Raw genomic sequence first — 18,267 nt, forward strand, 5'->3', positions numbered from 1 at the left:
GGGGCTGTCCTGATGACAGTCCCTCTTCCTGTTGCTAGCGTATCAGCGCACCTGCCGGTCCATCGGCAAGCCGCCGCTTAAGCTTATGGAGCCAGCCGGAACGCGAGGCTGTTACGGGACAGCCTTCAGTCGAAGATCCCGAGCGGCCCGCTCTCTGCGATCATCTTTTTCCACGACGCCCGCTGCTCCGGCTCATGCTCCAGCCACTGCTGTGACAGGGTGAACATTAGCATTCTCCGGTAATTGATGAACAGATCGAGACGCTCCAGAAAAACGGAATCCAGGTGATGCTCCCGTTCGTAGCCCTCCATGAAATGCTGGTAGAAGGCTTTGAACACACCGAAATCCCGGAACGGCCCGCTCATCCCGCCCGCAGGAGAGAACAGCAGGAATTGCGAAGCGATGGCGATGTCATTGGCGAACCAGTGAAAGTTCGCGACATCAAAATCAATCAGAATGATGCTGCCGCTGCGGTCCAGCATGATATTTTCAATATGGGGATCATTGTGGACGAAGCCGAAGCCCTCCCGAGTTACCGGCAGCCGCTCCAGCTCACTGCGGACATGCCTCCAGCCCTGCTTCACCTCCTCGTCCTTGCACCAGTTATAGAAGAAGCTCCATTCATCGTGCCAGTTCAGCACGTCCCCGTCCCTGTCCCCGTCCGGAGCATTGCCCTTCCATTTGTGATAACCTTGCGTGAGCCGGTGCAGCTTGCCGACGGTTTGGCCATATTTTATGTAAAAATCCTTCGTGCGTTCCTCCGGCTTCGGCGTATCCCCCTCAATACGGTGCATGGCATACGCCGCCAGGATATATCCGTCCACTTCCAGCGTCTCCAGAATGCGCTTATTCCGGTTGGCCACCGGATAAGCAATATCCATGCCATGCTCTCCCAGAAAATTCACAAATCTCGTACGCTCATCGATTTCCTTGAAGGCCCTTGCCTGGTTCTCATGCGGAATCGCGAGAATCTTCAGCACCATGTCCCTGGAAGTCCCGGGGTCCCGGTAACCGTAAAGCACCCCGTCCGAATCTTCCCGGCCCCCGCCGATGTAAGTAAGCGCATCCAGTTTGGCTCCGAACCTGTCCGCCATGGCTGCCAGCCAAGCCTCCGTAATCTGAATCATCGTACTCCCCCTTTTCCTTGTTCCCGGGCAGTAGGATTTGACCACAAGACAGCGCCTTCCCAAGGAACTTGCTTTCAGTGTATCGTACCTCAGCCCTAATGAACGGACATTAATTGCTGTCTTGCCTGGAGAGGTAGCGCTATGGCATGTCCTTATCTGTAACTGCCTTATTATTAAGCCTTATACTCTTAATCATAAGCTCGATATCATCTTTGTTTCGATCATAGACGTCTTTATTCATTCGGATAATTCCACCTATTGATCGCGATCTGTATCCAGGGAAATTATTGTCATCAAACACAATATAAATTTCGAGTTTATTGTCACTCACATCAGTATAGGTCTTCCCTTTCAAACCACTAACTGTGGTGATATCTTCTAGAACTGTGTTCTCTCTCGCGTCCCAAGTAATTGTTCCATTTTGGCCATAAACAAAGATTCTTTGCTCGGGATCATTGTCAAAAGTAATTTTAACACCTGCCTGCGGCAGTTCTTCCGGTAATCCTGTATCTTCAGGCTTGTAGTTCTCAATTCCGTCGATTGTATACTCCCAAGTATCAGGGAAATCCACACTGAAGTTGAAGCGTGAATTATCGTGAGTAATATAATTTCCGGGCTTGGTATAGCTCTTAGCGGATTCATTCTCCTGACACCCTGATATACATAGACATATGAATAACAACAAAAGTATGGGCCGGCTATGTTTTACTCGCAGCATGCTTGATCGCATCCTTTTTATTTGTGGTGAATTTGCTACTTTTCACTTCACCGAACAAAATATGCATTTTATCTCCACTTATAGATATTATATACTTCTCGGGATATTCCCACATCTTTGATTAACAACCGGCCCATTCCACCACTTCAAAGCGGCATATCAACAGCACTCATAAACATCGCATAAGTGCACACCTTTCCCGTTTACTCCCCCTACTTCCCCTTCCGGTAAAATAGCGGGGCATGCCCCGTCACCTCTTTGAACACCCGGCCAAAATGGGTGACACTGCCGAAGCCCACTTTTGCGGCAATCTGGTTCACCTTCATCGAGGACGACTCCAGCAGCTTCTTCGCTTCCTTGATGCGGACACTGTTCAGATATTCGATGAATGTAAAGCCGGTCGCTTCCTTAAAGAAACGGCTCAAATAATAAGGACTCACATAAAACTGTTCCGCCAGGAGTGACAACGACAACTCCTCCATGTAGTGGCTGTTAATATAACGGACAACCTCGGAAATGCGCTCATGCATCGGACTGGGCGATTCCAGCTGCTCCGCCGTGCGGGATTCTCCTACATGGCGGCAGCAAATAAGCAGCAGCTGCAGCGCCAGCGTCTGCGCGAACATCTCGTAGCCGGGCCTCATCTCCTGCAGCTCCCGGATTATATTCTGGGCCAGCGCGCCAATTGCCAGCAGATCCTGCAGGGGACATCTGGCAATGATATAGTCCCGCTCGAAGAGCGGCTGCAGAACCTCCGCATAAGCGCCGTTGACCGCAGCCATATGGCTCACATGAATGTTGACGACCAGCCGTTCATGACCCGGCAGCTCCGTATTGGCCGTCCGGTGCAGCACATTCGGCGCGATCAGAATCACATCCCCGGCGCTGACTACCATGGTGCGGTCTTTAATGAAGAATTCACGCTGGCCGTCCATGAGATAGAAGATTTCATAGGTACTGTGAAAATGGCTGACCGGCATGTGATGACTCCGCGCCTTCCGGTGGGAAACAGTAAACGTCCCGTCGCCATTCTCAAAATGAATATCCGCCAATTCTCTACCTCCTCTCCTGCCATTTTATTTATTAGAGCATCCCCGGGAATTGCCGCAAGATATAAGAAGAAGCGAAGCATTCCGGCAAAATATGTACATATCTTTGTGTTAGTATAGCCTTAAATCCAAGAGGGAGGCAACCATGATATGAACTTATCCGAAACAAACCGCGTACAGGAACCGCAGACACAGCTAAGCCCTATTGAGTGGGCGGAGAAGGCCTGCGAGGCGCTCATGGCCAAATATGAACCGGAGCTGCTGCCGCCGGACCGCTTCCATTACCATCAGGGGGTCTTCCTGTCCGGGATGGAGAAATGCTGGCACGAGACGAAGAAGCCGCAGTATCTGGAGTATCTCAAGGCATGGGTGAACAGCCAGGTGCTACAAGACGGCAGCATCAAGAAGCACAACCCGAAGGAGCTTGACGATATCCAGCCGGGAGTTCTGCTGTTCAATCTTCTGGAGCAGACGGGTGACAAGAGATATGAGCAAGCCCTGCATTACCTCGTGCCGCTGATTCAAGCGATGCCAACTAATCCTTCCGGCGGCTTCTGGCATAAGGAGCGTTATCCGAACCAGATGTGGCTGGACGGACTGTATATGGCCGGGCCGATTGCCGTTCAATACGCCCGGACCTTCGGAGCGCCGGAATATTTCGACCTGATGGCTTATCAGGCCCTCCTGATGCATAAGCATACCCTGGACCCGGCAACGGGACTGCTGTACCACGGCTGGGATGAGACGAAGGAAGCGTTCTGGGCCGATCCTGTCACCGGACAGGCGCCGGAATTCTGGGGCCGCGCCATCGGCTGGTTCCCGGTTGCGCTGCTGGAAATGTTCGAGCATATGCCGGAGGACCACAAAGACAAGCCGGCGCTTGTAACTATTCTGCAAGACCTGCTGGTTGCCTTGACCCGTTATCAGGACGAGAATACCGGCCTATGGTATCAGGTAATCGACAAGGGTGAGCAGCCGGACAACTGGCTGGAGAATTCCTGTACCTCCCTGTTCGTTCACGCTATCGCCAAGGCTGTGCGGTTCGGTTACCTGGACACCGAATATCTGAAATACGCCTGGAAAGGCTACCAGGGCGTAATCGACACCCTGAAGTTTGATGAGAACGGACATGTGGTGATCGGCAACATCTGCATAGGCACCGGCATCGGCGACTACGCCCACTATATCGCCCGCCCGACCAGTGAGAACGATCTGCACGGCGCAGGCGCGTTCATCCTGATGTGTGTAGAGATGAGTCTGGCAGAGAAGGCGAATTAATCGCTTTAAAGCGCATGCAAAGAAGGAGCGTACCCATTCGGGCTGCGCTCCTTCTTTGTATATACTCAGCCGCTGGGCGAACGACTCTATCTTCGCCAAGGGCGATCCAATAATTTGATGGGCCTAATAACCTTGCACGGATTCCCCGCAGCAATGACATTTGGCGGAATATCCTTGGTAACCACACTTCCGGCGCCGATGATACTGTTCTCGCCAATCGTCACACCCTGGGTAATCTTAACGTCGCCACCCAGCCATACCCGGTCCCCCAAAATAATCGGCTTCGCATATACCCCTTTGTCCGCCCGTTCATAAGGATCTTCGGCATGATTGGCTGCATATAACCCCGCCCGCGGGCCAATAAACACATCATTGCCGATCTTAACCTCATTGCAGTCCAGGATGATCATGTCGTGATTAATGTACACATCGTTGCCGATCGAAATATTAAATCCGAACTCACAGCGGAAGTTGGATTCGATATAGACATTCTCCCCGACCTCGGCAAACAATTCCTTCAATATAGACATGTCATAGCCCATATTGGTATTTACCTTATGGTTATACTCTCTGCATCTGTTTAAAGCATAGGACCTTACTGCTGCTACATCATCGGCTGCGTCATCGTACATTTCACCCGAGTTCGTCATTCGTTTGATGGCTTCAATATTCATAGCGGCCTCCTTATAAAAAGAGTTATTAAAACTATTGTCATAAACGCAGTGTATCAGTTTGCGCCCTGCCTGTCAAAATGCGAAAACCTTGGCTGACTCCAATAAACGACACAGCCAGCGTGCGCCGATTCCGACGTGCACACGCTGGCTGTTTGTTTGCTCGCTAGAGCAGCTACGATATGTACAAGTATGCAGAGCCGGTAATCTGCTAGGCCGCTGTTGCAGTATATGGAACAGCTTTACCGCGCCGCAGCGCGAACAGTATATACAGGCCATACGCCAGATAGAAGACGTTAAGTACGGAGACAACGAGGACCTCATGGTTATCGATGGCCGGGTTGGTCATCTGGGCCAGCGCATCAAACAGGAAGTGGAACAGGATCAGCGGCACGATGCGGCCGGTAAGCTCCAGCAGCAAGGCCAGAATGAAGCCGATCAGCAGCGCATTGACGATCTGCAGGGCTGTGCTCAGTGCATCTTTGCCGCTCAGGGCATTGGCCATATGCAGCACCCCAAAGAAGATCGAGCTGAACACGATGAAGAATCCGGCACCGCGGCTGCGCAGCTTCTCCCGCATAATGCCGCGGAATACCACTTCTTCGGTATAGCCAACCAAAGCAGAAAATACAACGACCAGCAGGATCTTCACAGCAGTCAGGTCCGGGTCGATGCCGCCCATGATCGGCTGAACCAGCGCAATAGCCAGCAGCGGCAGGTAATACAGCGCTTTGGCGTCTTCACGGATATCCCATTTGCCGAATCCGAAGGCTGCCATGCTGCGGTCCCTTTTGCGCATATAAACGGTCACACCGACACCCATCGTCAGAAATGCCAGTCCCTGCGCGATCATAATCCCGTTGTCATCAAGCTCCATAATCGTCGCGGCGGCAGACGCGATACTCATCAGCAGCGTCAGCAGCAGACCGATCATGAGGCAAAAACCAATTTTTTTCATAAAATCCCTCCTGACGGGAGTATACAGGAAATTCCAAAGGAACAGAAGACATTCTTTTCCACCGTTTCAGGCAGCACTGCAGGACCATATTACCTTGAATGGAATCGGTATGAAGTAACCCTGCCCCTCCTATCATTTAGCGTGCTTGCGCGGTCTGTTAATCATCTATTTTCAGTTGACGCCAACAAAATGTGACCGGACATCGTCCTTAAGAGTGTTATAGGTAAAGGAGGGCAGAGTAACATGCAGCATTCAAGCATGACCCGGCCGGAAAATCATGTGATGAAGAGCTTTGAAAGGTATGGCAGCATGCTGTACCGCATTGCCATGGCCCACCTTGGGAACCGTGAGGATGCGGAGGAAGCCACACAGGACACCTTCATCAAGCTGATGGAAAAAGCACCCGTGTTCAAGGACGCCGAGCATCAGAAGGCGTGGCTGATCCGCGTGATCACCAACCATTGTAAAACCATGCTGGGCAGAAGCTGGCGGAGGCGCGAGATTAAGCTAGACGGCGCCGAGACGGCGGCAGCGGGTGATGCGCCCGAGGAGATGGCGCTGCTCCAGCTCGTGCTGTCGCTGCCCGTGAAGTATAGAGCGGTCATTCATTTGTATTATTACGAGGATATTCCCGTCCAGGACATCAGCAGAATTCTGGAGATCAGCGAGTCGGCGGTGAAGATGAGGCTTCAGCGCGGACGGCACCTGTTAAGACTGGAACTGGAAGGAGCGGAAGCATGATGAATGAGCAGGAGTTTCGTACACAATACAAGAAAGCGGTGGATCAGATGACGCCAAGTGAAGAGATGAAGAGCAGATTGGAAGAACAACTCAAAGGCCGTGGACAACAAACGAAACGTCCGCGCAAGAGCGTATATATTGCGGCAAGCATCGTGCTGGCAGCCGGGATCGGATTGTCCGCCCCGGCGGTATGGAAGCAGTTGAACGGAGCAGGTCCAGCTTCCAGCGAGGTGGCGCTGGTTACACCGGGCGCCGGCAGCGGCAACGGTTCCGGAAGCGCCGTTGTCATTCCCAAAATGGAATTGCCGGATATGAGCTCCGGGGCGCAGATGAATATGATTGCCTTGGTTGTGTATCAAGGCAATGTCTACACCCAGGCGGCCACCCGCATAGACTCCGCCGATGCAGCGGCGCTGCGCGGCGACAAGCTCGGCCGCACTACCGGCGGCATTGATGAATGGAGCGGCAAGGATGCCTACATCGAGCTGGCCTCCAACATCGGCGAGACGGACATCTATGCCGTGAAGGGCTATGACACGAACTTCCGGATCATGTCTTATACGGAAGTGGACGGCCAGGTGTTTGCGGAGCTGTACGAGCAAACCAACGGCATTACCATCGGCAGCGGCGCCGATCTGATCGGCAAGCTGAGCCTCGAAGGCCGCATCACCTCGGCACAGTGGGAGAGCTTCGCCAGCTGGAACAACGGCCTGCAGCAGCTCGTCCCGCTGGACAGCGGCGAAGCGCTGGACCGCTTCGTGTCAGCGCTGATGGCCGCTGGGCCGCTGGCCGCCGAGCCGCTGACGGAGCAAGGCATTTACGACAGCGAAGACCGCAAGGTCATCTATCTGACGCTGGAGGATCAGACGCGGGTCGAGCTGACCCTCTTCGGCCAGGGCCTGGTGCGCTACGGCAATGCACCGGTATTCTTCGAAATCGAATCGGGAGCGTTTCAGAGCTTCTGGGATAGTATGAAGTGAGAACGGATTAAGAGACCGGCTGCAGCCAGTCTATAACGGCAAGTCTAAGGGCCATCCTCTGCGGATGGCCCTTACTTGCTTTTTAATAAACTTTACTCCTGCAATTCAAATACCTGACGCAGTTCAATTTGCCCTTCCCCATGTCCCTGCGGATCAGGCATCCGCATGGCCCATTCCAGCGCCTCTTCCCTAGACTCCACATCGATCAGAATGAACCCGGCGACTAACTCATTCGTTTCAGTAAATGGACCATCCGTAACGATCGGTATCCCACCCGGCTCCGGAAAAGACAGGCGAATTCCATGTGAGCTTGGGTAAAGTCCTTTAGCCATAACCCGCACACCTGCCTTAACCAACTCCTCATTGTACTTCGTCATAGCTTTGGTGAGCTCCGGGCTCGGCAGATTTCCGGCTTCCGAATTCTTTGTGGCTTTGACAATCATCATAAAGAGCATGTTACTCACCTCCTTCTTAATCTCATGATGATAGCGATGCGATTTTATTTTATCGTATTATTCTTCACATGCACTAAAATTTTACAATGATAAGCTTAATAATGTATGCCTTACGACACTTTAGGAGGTAATATAATGAGCAAGTATGACGAAGCCATGAAGCTGCTGGAAAAACAAGCGGGCAACAAGGATGGCCTGATCACTCTGTCTACCATCGCGCTGGAACCGGGGACCAATGGTAAAAGCCGTCCCGCCGCCCGCATTGTGGACGCTTATTATGAAGACGGCGCGTTCTACACCGTCACTTACGCGACCTCAAGCAAGATGCAGCAGATCGCCCAGAACCCCGAAGTCGCCGTTTGTATCATCGTCGAAAACTTTACGGCCGATGGTATCGGTGAGAACCTGGGCTGGGTATGTGACGAGAAGAACACGGAGATGATGGCAAAGCTGCGCACCATATTCGCCGAGTGGTATAACGAGGCCAATAACGACGAAGACCCTAACACCTGCCTGCTGCGCATTCGCCTGACAAAGGGCTTGTGGTATGACGCCCATAAAGGGATCAGAAATGAGATTGATTTTGTCAATAAGACGGCAAATTAAGGGGTCGATGCCGGTATAAGCAAACTTTGTTTCTCGCCTTGAGATTAATATGAAGTAGACATTTGATATCATACAATATTTGCACAAAAGGGAGTGTCTGTACACTCCCTTTTGTGCCGTTACTTATTTTAGGGTCCCTCCTATCCTCATAGAGCGAAATCAAAGGAACTTGATTGGGTGCCTTGGATGTCTAGACGTTTCATAACTGAGGTTCTCTTGGAACTATGTAAACTCACCTATTATTTTCCACACGGTGGATTGATGATCCTCAAAACTACCACCAATTTCAAGGTTTGCCTTCGTTGCCGCAAGTTTTAGACCCGTGTTAACGCCAAGGTCATCCTCATACCTTACTGTTAACGAGAAGTCCTTCATACCATACTTTAGTCTCCCATCTGCAATCTGCTTCCATGTAGGCTCATGATGATACCAGACTAGGCTTTCTGGTAATGATGCAGATGGGTTGCCCTCAAAGTTTGCTGTAAACAAAATTTCGGAACCGGATTTTCTGACTTTTGTGGCATCGGCCGTTACCCCAGTGTTTACTTGTGGAATAGCTATATCCATTTTAGAAGAGAATTCTTTTGACCAACCTGTAACGCTGCACCTCAATATGTGATGCCCCAAGTGACATAAGTAGGGTAACAGCCTCTGAAAACTTATGTTCAAATGTAAAACGGTGAAATTGAGCGAAAGGGAAATATACATTCGCATCAGCAGGATGCGCCACATAAAGAACACCAAATCTGGGATGCCCGAGCGGGAATACCAACTTGGTGGCTTCACTTTGAGACACAGATAACGTGTCAATTCCCTGCTCGCGAAGTTTCAGTATACCCTTGTATACTTCTATTGTTGCTTCTGCAATATGCAATGGCCACGGGTAAATATACTTAGATATCGTTCTAGCTGTCTTAAACACCTTGACGAACGCTGACTCCTCCTCAACATCTCCCTTATACCTATGCTGAGCCTTTACTTCTTCGTCGCTTAAAACCACAATAAATTGACGCTCTGCATAAGGCTTTAAGAGTATGTCTGATTCTGAAGAACTCTGCTTTAACATAGTATTCTTATCCTCCATGAAGAATTTTTCGAGCAAAAGGGGCTTTATCTTAAATTATGCCTTTTTACGCCTTCCACGATTGGGTTGCCACTTCCCCCATCTCCGCAACTTCTCTTCGACTACCCCACCATGCCAATACTCGACCCTGAACTGCTCCGCTTCCTTCTTCGCAGGTCCAGTCAAGTCCGATGTCGTAACAAGTACCGTAAGAATGCAATTATGGTTCCGCTTGGCGGCAACAAGTTCCCGAACTGTCTGCACTGGAACCATGTTGTGGTCGGCATAGCATTTTGCCTGCACTGCCGTCCTCTCGCCACGCTTGTCCACAATGACCAAATCTACTCCACCGTCATTTCCGCCGATTCCGACTTCGTAAACTACGTAGCCCTGATCTCGAAAGTATAGTGCAAGTAGTCTCTCGAACTCAGTACCGTTAAGATCATCGAGTGACATGGACAGAATGACCTCATCTGGTCGACAAGATTTCGAGCTCCGGTTAACTTTCCGCTGTGTTGATTCTGGACGCCTCTTATTTGCATTGGTAGGACGTCGAGTTCTGTCCTTTTTCTTTTTCTGAGGCTGCAATAATCCTGCGATAACACTTAGCACTACAACTGCAAGTAGAAACAATATGATTTCCTTCATAATACACCTCACTCTAGTTGTTCTCTATCCATCTTACTATGCATGGGTATATTTTCCTATTAGAAGTTCTCTCCCCAGAACTTCCGCATAAATTAATGCTCTCCAAATCGAAAGGCACCCACTAGAGGTGCCTTTCAAGTAATTCACATCATTTGTCTTGCAAAATAATAAGTTTCGCCCTACGGGCATTACGGTTCACCGCGCCATCTGAAACGGCAAGTATTAAAAAGAGGGAGGGTTATTAGCTCCTCATAATGGCTGAGTTCCGTACTCAAGTACTCGAACATGCTAATGCATTCTGAAGTGAATAATAAAATAAAGAATGCTGTATAATTATTTCAATGTTGCTGATATTGGCTGAACCTATCCCCAATGGTTAGCAATTGTAGCAACAAATCATATAACGAGAGGAGTGAGAGCTATAGAATTTATAGTTCAAGTAGTTAGATATGCGAACGAAGGGTTTAATATAAAACCCTATCGTTCTAAGGCTTACTATCACACAGGAGATTTTTTCAACTACTCAGTTGAAAGAAATAATTTGCATCAAACCGTTAATCTTTACAAGCGTGATACTGATCGGATGATGGTTCCTAATCCCGAAGGTTGTTTTGCTTTTCTATACAACTACGATATTTCCCAGATAAACAAGACAGGGAACTTGTTCATTAGATCAAACGCGCGCAAAAATGTCGGTTATCTTCGGTTGGATGAGGTTGTTTATGTAAGAAACATACACGCAAATATGAAGCAACGTTTTATCGGCGAGATCATTCACGAGATTCCTGACCCATACACGGGGATTATGTATGAGTTTCCGAAGTCAAGTATGTACGACGAACTTAATTGGGTTCAGATGCCTGTTTCCTTATTTTTAGAGCGAAGCAAGGAACACTTTAATATGTTTGGAAGAATGTATGAGAGAATCAGTGAGGTGTATTTAACAGCTGAACAGGTCGGCAGAATAATTCCTCATACAAACATCTTCTTTCTTAAACGGTTCACCAAGAAGTATAAATTAATAAGTTAAAAGACAGAGTCTTAGCATGTGCCGTAGGTTTGATTTATCGGACCGGACTGAGTTCCAGACTGTTGTTAACTCCGCAAAATAACTAATTTATTAACAATAAAATAGCCTATTAGAAAAAGGGAGTAAATAAGCAATCCTTACTTGCTTTTTGTTTTTGCTAATTATTAGTGACGGGGTAAAGAATGGCATTTCTTTATGACAACACTCAATGATTTTATTACACTCTTCTAAAACATTTGACAGGCTCCTGCAAGTATTCCTTCAAACACTTGCCGTTACTTGTGATAAGATTCACCCTACCAATCATAATAGTGGAAAATTGTATTCCCTATAGATAATCCCCATGCCAGGCAAGAGAGGGCAGCCCATACCGGGCTGCCCTCTCTTGTTCTGCCTATTTGCCTATTGTCTTAACATCGCTCCTGCTACCGCACCGTCACAACCATCTTCGCCGTACGGGCTTCACCTGCCGTATTGCGCAGCACGGCTTCGTATTCATAGGTTCCCTTAGCCTTGCCGGAAATCGGCGTTACCGCCGACTGGGCACCTGGAGTACGGGCCTCCAGACTTTGGGAGTCGACCAGAACGCCGTTCTCGTACAGCTCATACCCGGTAGCGTTCGTACCCCACCACAGGTTCATGGTGACATTGAAGCTGCCGTCGCCGTCCCAGTTGTCGTTCGAGAGCACCGCCTGCCCCGGTGAAGCATCAGTCACCGTGACCGTGAGCGGCGCACTCTTCGTTGTACCCAGTGCATTGATCAGCTCACCGGTATAGACGTAAGTGCCGTTCTTCTTGCCGGCAATGTCAATCTTGACGGTCTGGGCCGATGGAGACTGGTCGGCCAGCGCTACCTCCTTCACCAGTTCGCCGTTCTCATACAGCTTGAACCGGCTGCCGTTATTGCCCCACCACAGGTTCATCGTGACGGTGTAATCCCCGTCTCTCAGTCCTGTGTCGTGGCCGTTATTGTCGGATAGCACCGGTGTGCCGGGAGCGCCGCTCGCCAGCGGTGTCGCCTGAGCGAGCCATGCCGCCCACTTGCCCAGTGCAGCCGCCTGCTCGGCTGTGAACACGGCTTCGCCGGCAGCGCTGACGTCATTGCTGAAGGCTGCCAGCAGCTGGCGCGCCTTCGCGCCCTCATGCGCAGTCGCCGCTTGTTCCGCCTGCTGCAGCTTGCCTGCGAGCTGCTCGGCTATGGCTGCCGCACCCGGGTCTGCCGACCCGGCGGCGAAGGTGCGCGTCAGCTCCGCCAGACTGGCGAAGGTCGCGGTAACGCCAAAGCTGAAATCAACGCTCTGCGTGTGGCCCGCCAAGTCGTAGACCGCAGCGGTTACGGTATTGAGTCCCGGCTCCAGTGTATAGGCCGGAGCATTCAATACGACACCGCTCGGCGCCGGTACACCGGATACCGAATCGGAGGCCGTATAGCCAATCTCCACTTGCTGGTCGATGGTGTATTCCGTTTGTCCATGAATCTCAAGGACCGGTGGTGCGAGATCGATCGCTATGGACAGCGTCTGCTCGTTCTCCTTGTTGCCATCCACATCGACGCTCCAGTAGGTCACGGTGTGGTTGCCTTCTTCACTCAGGGTCAACTCGGTGCCGCTTGCCGCTTCACCGCCGTTAACCTTGTAGTAAGTCGCTTCGACGTCAGAATCTTCATCGGCCGCCGTAAACTTAACTTTTACCGCCGAGGTATACCATTCGCCTTGCGATTCGCCTTCCACCGCCGCTTTTGTATGCGGCGCCTTTCCGTCCGAAGGCTCCCCTTCCAGAGTCACCAGCTCGGACAACGGAATGTTCAGCTCCTGCACCAGCCGTGCCACCATTTCAGAGACCTTGATTGCACCGTTCATCTGGAGATGGGTATTATCCTCTGTCGTACCTACCCACATAAAGATATCCTTCGTGCCTTCAGGACCGAGCTCCTGGAAGTATTCCCAGCTCACCTGATTGAGGTCTACCAGCAGCGTGCCGGTTTCCTGCGCCGTCTCTTTCATCGCCTTCACATAATCCGGGAAGCTCTTGTTGAGCGTTTCTCCGGTGAAATCGCGCCGGTTGACCGGCGTTACCAGTACCGGGGTGGCTCCCCGCTGCACCGTACCGTTGATGTAATCCTTCAAATACACCTTGAATTGCTCCGGAGTAAGATAACGTTCCAAACGCGACGGCGTGGAGTCATTATGGGACCATTGCATGAACAGATAATCGCCTTCATGAATGTCCAGCAGAATGTCGTTGAGATATCCGCCTACGAGGAACGTCTTGCTGCTTAAGCCGCTGACGGCCCGGTTATCCACACTGATCTCATCCAGGTTAAAATAACCGCCCAGCGTTTCGCCCCATCCGGCCTGCGGACGGTAGCTCTCGGCATAATTGGCTACTGTAGAATCACTCGCCAGGTATAATACCGGCTGATCGCCTGCACCGTTCCCCGGCAGACGCTCGAGCTTCAAAGCGTTGATCTTCGGCGTACCGCCGGAGAAGGCAAAGTCGAAGACGCCGTCGATCAGGGCAATGTCATACGTCAGTTCAGTGAATTGGCCTTTGGCTACCGTCGTCACCGGCATTTTCGGCATTTGCTCAATCGTTATACCAGTGTTCGTCGATTCCTGTGCATCGCCGACAGTCATCGTGACCCGATAGTTGGCCGGCTCCAGCTCCACCAGGAAGGAGGTGCCGTTCACACGGGTAAAGTCCTCGGTCAGCGCGTCCCCGGTTTCCCGGTTCTCGTCTTTGACCAGGGCGGTATCGGCAAAGCCGTAGCCGTTGCCCTCCACATAAGCCCGCTTGGCATCCACTTTCAGGTATCCATCGGCAGCGGCTCCGGAGCCGAAGTCAAAGCTATACGCGCTGACTTCACCGGCAGGCTCGCTGGTCAGCGAGTCTCTGGCAACGGTCAGCATGTTAAAGACATGATCGACCTGGGCTTGCGTTGCTTCTGTGCCGATGAGTGCTTCGGCCGCTGCCAAAGCCTTGTTCAGCACTGCTACAGACGCTTCGGTATACGCCGACAGATCAAGTGCTTTCACCTCATCGCGCAGGGCTATAAGCGCAGTCTGATCGCCCGCTTCAGCATCGAGCTTCGTGCCTTCGAGCTTTACATTGTCAATCTGCGTTGTCCAGTTCAAAGTGCCGCCGCCGCCTTTTCTTGTGCCCAGGAAGCGGATGCCCCTTACATTATTGGCATAGGCACCGGGATACATCTCGATACCCTCGATGGTCTGCGTAACGCTCGGGTCCGCCAGACTCGTCAACGTCAAATCAATGGTCTTCTCGGCAAAATTAATGGTGGCATCCACATTGACCCATTGGTTCTTCGCAATGCTTGTAGCTGTTCCGCCTTCCGGAACGGCCGTGCTTCCGGTTCCATAATCCGCTGTGTACGGACCGGAGTAATAATGGATTTTCGTACCCGGATCTGTGGTGCCTGTCTTCGTAAACAGTGTGAATATAATATTCTCATTCGCATCCTGCAGCGTCAGATGACCTTCCGACGGGAAGGCGCTCACATTGCCGGAATGCCAGTCAAAGTTCACATGGACAATGTCGCCGTTCACCGCATCGAACAGACGGAATACCTTGGCACGGTGCCCGGAGCCGGAACCGGCAACAGACAGCACCTTGTTACCGTTCTGGTCTACAACCGTTCCCGCCATGGTTCCGCCGATCCCCGTGGCATTGACCATCGCATATTCGGCGGCGGCAGGATCACCTTCGAAGTCTTCCTCATACACCTGAATCTCCGGTTCCGGCTCCGGCTCCTCTAGGTCCGGATCGATCACAAACGGCGAAATGCCCAGCTCCAGCTCCTTCACCGCTCCCGCAACCAGGCCGGCAATGACCTGCGCGCCATAGCCGCTGAAATGCGTATTGTCGTTCACGCCGTTCGGATACTTCGGATATTCGCCCGGATTGGCGTACAGGAAGAGCTTCTCCGAAGCCGCAAGGCCAATCTTGTCGTAATAGGCGACGCTCAGCTGACTTAAGTCAACAAGTGTAACATTCAGTTCCGCCGCCACTTCCTTGGCCGCCTGCACATATTCCGGGAAGCTTACATTAAACTCCTGGGTAATCGTATTGAAGTCTCTGCGCCCTACCGGAGTAAGCAGCACCGGCGTTGCGCCGCGCTGAATGGCACCGTTTACATATCGGGCCAGATAGGTTTTATAATCCGCCGGCGACGCATACCGGTCCGGAATGCCTGCGCTGGCATCGTTATGGCCGAAGGAGATAAAGAAGTAATCTCCAGGCTTGATCCGCTGCAGAATGCTGTCCAGGCGGCCGTCCACCATGAACGATTTGCTGCTTCTGCCGCCGATCGACTCATTCTGGACCACGACACCGTTCGCAAAATAACGGCCGAACTCCTGGCCCCAGCCTTCCTGCGGTGCCTGCATGCCGCTGTAGGACTGCATGGTTGAGTCGCCGGCCATATAGATGGTCGTCGCGGCTCCCGGCACCTTGTCCGGATACTTCTCAATGACAAGCTCCTGCACGTCGATGGCGGTTCCGGTGAACAGGAACTCCAGTTGACCGTCCACCAGCGCAACGTCATAGGAATACACCTTCGTTTCTCCTGCGTTCACATTCGACACTGCCAGCTTCTGGACGAACTCGGATTTAACGCCAACGTTCGAGCTGCGGGCTGCGTCGCCCAGCTTCAGGGTGACCTTGTAGTTGGCATTCGGCAGATCAACGGCAAACTTGGCGTTCTCGGGAAGGGAGACACTGCCCGCGCCGACGTTGATTCCGCTTGCGTTCTCGAAGCCATATCCCGCTTCAGCTGTATACGGAGTATCCTGTACAGCAGTCGTACCTGCGGCCGGATTCGTGCCGAAGCCAAAGTGATAGACCTGCTCCGTCATAGTGCTCCCGCCGGTAAGCGCCAGACTCGCTTTGGGGAACTCCGTCGCTTCCGCCCCGAGATAGAATCCCGTATGCGGCGGCTGGTTATAAGCCACATTCTGCCAGGCGATACCCGGCCGGTATACCGGGTCCTGCATCAGGGCAGGAATCCGGTAGCTGGTAGGGATTGTTGTTGAATACAATCTGTATTCCGAGCTGTCCTCGCTGCGCAGCAGCAGCTCCTCGCGCCAGTCGCCCAGAATATCCGCCTGCAGGGCCGGATTGCCTTTAGTGTGATTATTAGTCAAGGTGCCGGCTGCCCGGAAAATCTCCTTCAGCTGCTTGTTCTCGTAATCCCACTTGTAGACGAGCGGAATTCCCTTGGCCGCAGCATTGTCCCATTGATGGTCGAACAGCTCCCGCTGCAGATCGCCGTCCCACCAGATCGCAAAGTTGGCACTCTTCGGCACTTCGTTCGCTTCGTAAATGACCTCTCCGTTGGCCGCATAGACGCGGGTGACCGGGTCCATCTGGCCATTCACAATATTGGAGGCCCAGGATTCATAGCCCGGATAATTCGGGTCAATATCGGCGGACATGCCGCGTCCGGTATCTATACCGGTGTACTGTCCCCAGAGAATGTCGCCAGTCGCGGCATCGCGCATTTCCAGCCCGTATTCGGCATTCGTATGCTCGTGCACACTGACAATCTGGTAGCCGTCCCGGTTCGGATCGAGCTTGCCGGCATGCAAGGCGTCACCGTGGCCGAGTCCGGTGCTGTACATCAGGCTGCCGTCGTCGTCGATGGCCAGGGCGCCGTATATGATTTCGTCTTTGCCGTCGCCGTCGGCGTCAAGCACGCTTAAGTTGTGGTTGCCCTGACCCTCATATTGCTGGCCGGCTTCCTTAGTATCAAACGTCCAGCGTGGAACCAGCTGCCCGCCGGTATAGTCGTAGGCTGTCAGCACCGTGCGGGTATAATAACCGCGGGCCATCACTACGCTCGGCTTCACGCCGTCCAGATAGGCAATGCCGCCCAGGAATCGGTCGACACGGTTTCCGTATCCGTCGCCCCATGAGCTGACATCGCCTCTAGGCGGAATGTAATCAACGGTGGATACAGCTGCTCCCGTTTGTCCGTCGAACAACGTAAGATATTCCGGGCCTGTCAGGATGTACCCGCCATCATTGCGGTAATCCTTGCTGCCGTCGCCAATCACCGTACCTTGGCCGTCCTTCGTGCCGTCCGCCGTCTTGACGACGACTTCGGCTTTGCCGTTGCCGTCCAGATCATACACCATCAGCTGGGTGTAATGCGCTCCGGCCCGGATGTTGACCCCCAGGTCAATCCGCCACAGCTTCGTTCCATCAAGCTTGACGGCGTCGATGTAGACATTGCCGGTATAACCCGCCTGTGAGTTATCCTTGGAATTGCTTGGACTCCACAGGAAAACAATCTCATACTCGCCGTCGCCGTCCAGGTCGCCTACTGAAGCATCGCCGGCATAGTAGGAGTAAGTCCCGCCGTCTTTGGTGCGGCCGTCGGCCGGTTTATCCAGCGGTATCGGCAAATAGCTGTTATGCCACACCGATACCGTCTCCGGCTGCATTTCCTCCTTGCCGGCAACAATGGCCGATATCTGATACTGGGAGCTGTCTGCGCCTGTCGTGTCCACATAATTCGTGGAGTCGCTGATCGGCGCCGCATTGACCTTGTATCCGTTTTTATACACATTGAAAGCGATTTCATCCGGGTCCGAATATAAATATCTCCAGCTCAAATACACGCCGTTGTCAACCAGAACCGCAACCAATCCGCGGTCCAGATACTCCGCTTGACGGCCGGGCGCCCCGGAGTCAGACTCCGCGTATCCCGGAGCCGGGGGAACGATCAGGGAAAAGAGCATCAGAAATGCCATACAGAATGCAACCATCGGTTTTTTGATGGAGACAGCTTTTATACCCATCTAATTAACTCCTCCTATTGACCTAAATTCAGTGCAGCAATCAGGGGAACCTCCGAACACGTAACCAGTATAGCAGCGTACACCAAAGCTCTTGTCCTCTTCATGTACAGGCCCTTCGATCATCC

15 protein-coding genes are annotated in these 18,267 nt (G+C 52.2%); 5 read left to right on the forward strand and 10 right to left on the reverse strand.

Annotated features, from left to right (window positions below):
* Window positions 1–125 precede the first annotated feature (125 nt).
* The 3 genes from F1379_RS22860 to F1379_RS22870 all read right to left on the reverse strand — a co-directional run bounded on the left by F1379_RS22860 (window position 126) and on the right by F1379_RS22870 (window position 2,897).
* Window positions 126–1,127, reverse strand: a complete 1,002-nt coding sequence (locus F1379_RS22860; protein WP_150274379.1) for a phosphotransferase enzyme family protein — start codon at window positions 1,125–1,127, stop codon at window positions 126–128.
* Window positions 1,128–1,266: 139 nt separating this feature from the next.
* Window positions 1,267–1,845, reverse strand: a complete 579-nt coding sequence (locus F1379_RS22865) for a hypothetical protein (protein WP_150274381.1) — start codon at window positions 1,843–1,845, stop codon at window positions 1,267–1,269.
* 212 nt (window positions 1,846–2,057) lie between these two features.
* Window positions 2,058–2,897: an AraC family transcriptional regulator gene (locus tag F1379_RS22870; RefSeq protein WP_150274383.1), complete on the reverse strand. Its 840-nt coding sequence runs from the start codon at window positions 2,895–2,897 to the stop codon at window positions 2,058–2,060.
* 147 nt (window positions 2,898–3,044) lie between these two features.
* On the opposite strand from F1379_RS22870, the gene F1379_RS22875 reads away from it, so the two are divergent.
* A complete protein-coding gene (locus F1379_RS22875; RefSeq protein ID WP_150274385.1) occupies window positions 3,045–4,172 on the forward strand; it encodes a glycoside hydrolase family 88/105 protein in 1,128 nt (375 codons plus the stop codon).
* An 86-nt stretch (window positions 4,173–4,258) separates the two neighbouring features.
* On the opposite strand, the gene F1379_RS30580 is transcribed toward F1379_RS22875, so the two are convergent.
* Together F1379_RS30580 and F1379_RS22885 are read right to left on the reverse strand one after the other, a co-directional pair.
* Window positions 4,259–4,846, reverse strand: coding sequence for a sugar O-acetyltransferase (locus tag F1379_RS30580; protein WP_162551259.1), 588 nt, complete (start codon window positions 4,844–4,846; stop codon window positions 4,259–4,261).
* 208 nt (window positions 4,847–5,054) lie between these two features.
* Window positions 5,055–5,801, reverse strand: coding sequence for a CPBP family intramembrane glutamic endopeptidase (locus F1379_RS22885; protein WP_150274387.1), 747 nt, complete (start codon window positions 5,799–5,801; stop codon window positions 5,055–5,057).
* A gap of 243 nt (window positions 5,802–6,044) precedes the next feature.
* Here F1379_RS22885 and F1379_RS22890 point away from each other — a divergent pair, with 243 nt between their 5' ends.
* Both F1379_RS22890 and F1379_RS22895 read left to right on the forward strand, forming a co-directional pair.
* Window positions 6,045–6,542 (forward strand): RNA polymerase sigma factor, encoded by a 498-nt coding sequence (locus F1379_RS22890; RefSeq protein WP_150274389.1) that lies wholly within the window; start codon window positions 6,045–6,047, stop codon window positions 6,540–6,542.
* Complete coding sequence (locus F1379_RS22895; RefSeq protein WP_239004771.1) at window positions 6,539–7,522, forward strand: hypothetical protein; 984 nt, start codon at window positions 6,539–6,541, stop codon at window positions 7,520–7,522. The genes F1379_RS22890 and F1379_RS22895 overlap by 4 nt, the downstream gene beginning before the upstream one ends.
* A 92-nt stretch (window positions 7,523–7,614) precedes the next feature.
* On the opposite strand, the gene F1379_RS22900 is transcribed toward F1379_RS22895, so the two are convergent.
* On the reverse strand, window positions 7,615–7,977 hold the full coding sequence (locus F1379_RS22900; protein WP_150274391.1) for a YciI family protein: 363 nt from the start codon (window positions 7,975–7,977) through the stop codon (window positions 7,615–7,617).
* A gap of 135 nt (window positions 7,978–8,112) precedes the next feature.
* Between F1379_RS22900 and F1379_RS22905 the strand changes: the two genes are divergently transcribed.
* Window positions 8,113–8,583: a pyridoxamine 5'-phosphate oxidase family protein gene (locus F1379_RS22905; protein WP_150274394.1), complete on the forward strand. Its 471-nt coding sequence runs from the start codon at window positions 8,113–8,115 to the stop codon at window positions 8,581–8,583.
* Between the two features lie 222 nt (window positions 8,584–8,805).
* Here the strand turns inward: F1379_RS22905 and F1379_RS22910 are convergent, their stop codons facing one another.
* From F1379_RS22910 to F1379_RS22920, 3 genes are read right to left on the reverse strand one after another with little or no spacing between them, the layout of a single operon-like run.
* Entirely contained in the window at window positions 8,806–9,150 is a 345-nt protein-coding gene (locus F1379_RS22910) for a hypothetical protein (protein ID WP_150274397.1), read from the reverse strand.
* A 1-nt stretch (window position 9,151) separates the two neighbouring features.
* Window positions 9,152–9,649 (reverse strand): hypothetical protein, encoded by a 498-nt coding sequence (locus tag F1379_RS22915; RefSeq protein WP_150274399.1) that lies wholly within the window; start codon window positions 9,647–9,649, stop codon window positions 9,152–9,154.
* Window positions 9,650–9,703: 54 nt separating this feature from the next.
* Entirely contained in the window at window positions 9,704–10,294 is a 591-nt protein-coding gene (locus F1379_RS22920) for a restriction endonuclease (protein WP_150274401.1), read from the reverse strand.
* A gap of 412 nt (window positions 10,295–10,706) precedes the next feature.
* On the opposite strand from F1379_RS22920, the gene F1379_RS22925 reads away from it, so the two are divergent.
* The gene (locus F1379_RS22925) at window positions 10,707–11,324 is read left to right on the forward strand and encodes a hypothetical protein (protein WP_150274403.1); all 618 of its coding nucleotides are present in this window, start codon (window positions 10,707–10,709) and stop codon (window positions 11,322–11,324) included.
* A 425-nt stretch (window positions 11,325–11,749) separates the two neighbouring features.
* On the opposite strand, the gene F1379_RS22930 is transcribed toward F1379_RS22925, so the two are convergent.
* Window positions 11,750–18,142, reverse strand: a complete 6,393-nt coding sequence (locus tag F1379_RS22930; protein ID WP_150274405.1) for a rhamnogalacturonan lyase family protein — start codon at window positions 18,140–18,142, stop codon at window positions 11,750–11,752.
* Between the last annotated feature and the right edge of the window lie 125 nt (window positions 18,143–18,267).

The organism is Paenibacillus tepidiphilus (assembly GCF_008635795.1).
Taxonomy (GTDB): Bacteria; Bacillota; Bacilli; order Paenibacillales; family Paenibacillaceae; genus Paenibacillus_AQ; species Paenibacillus_AQ tepidiphilus.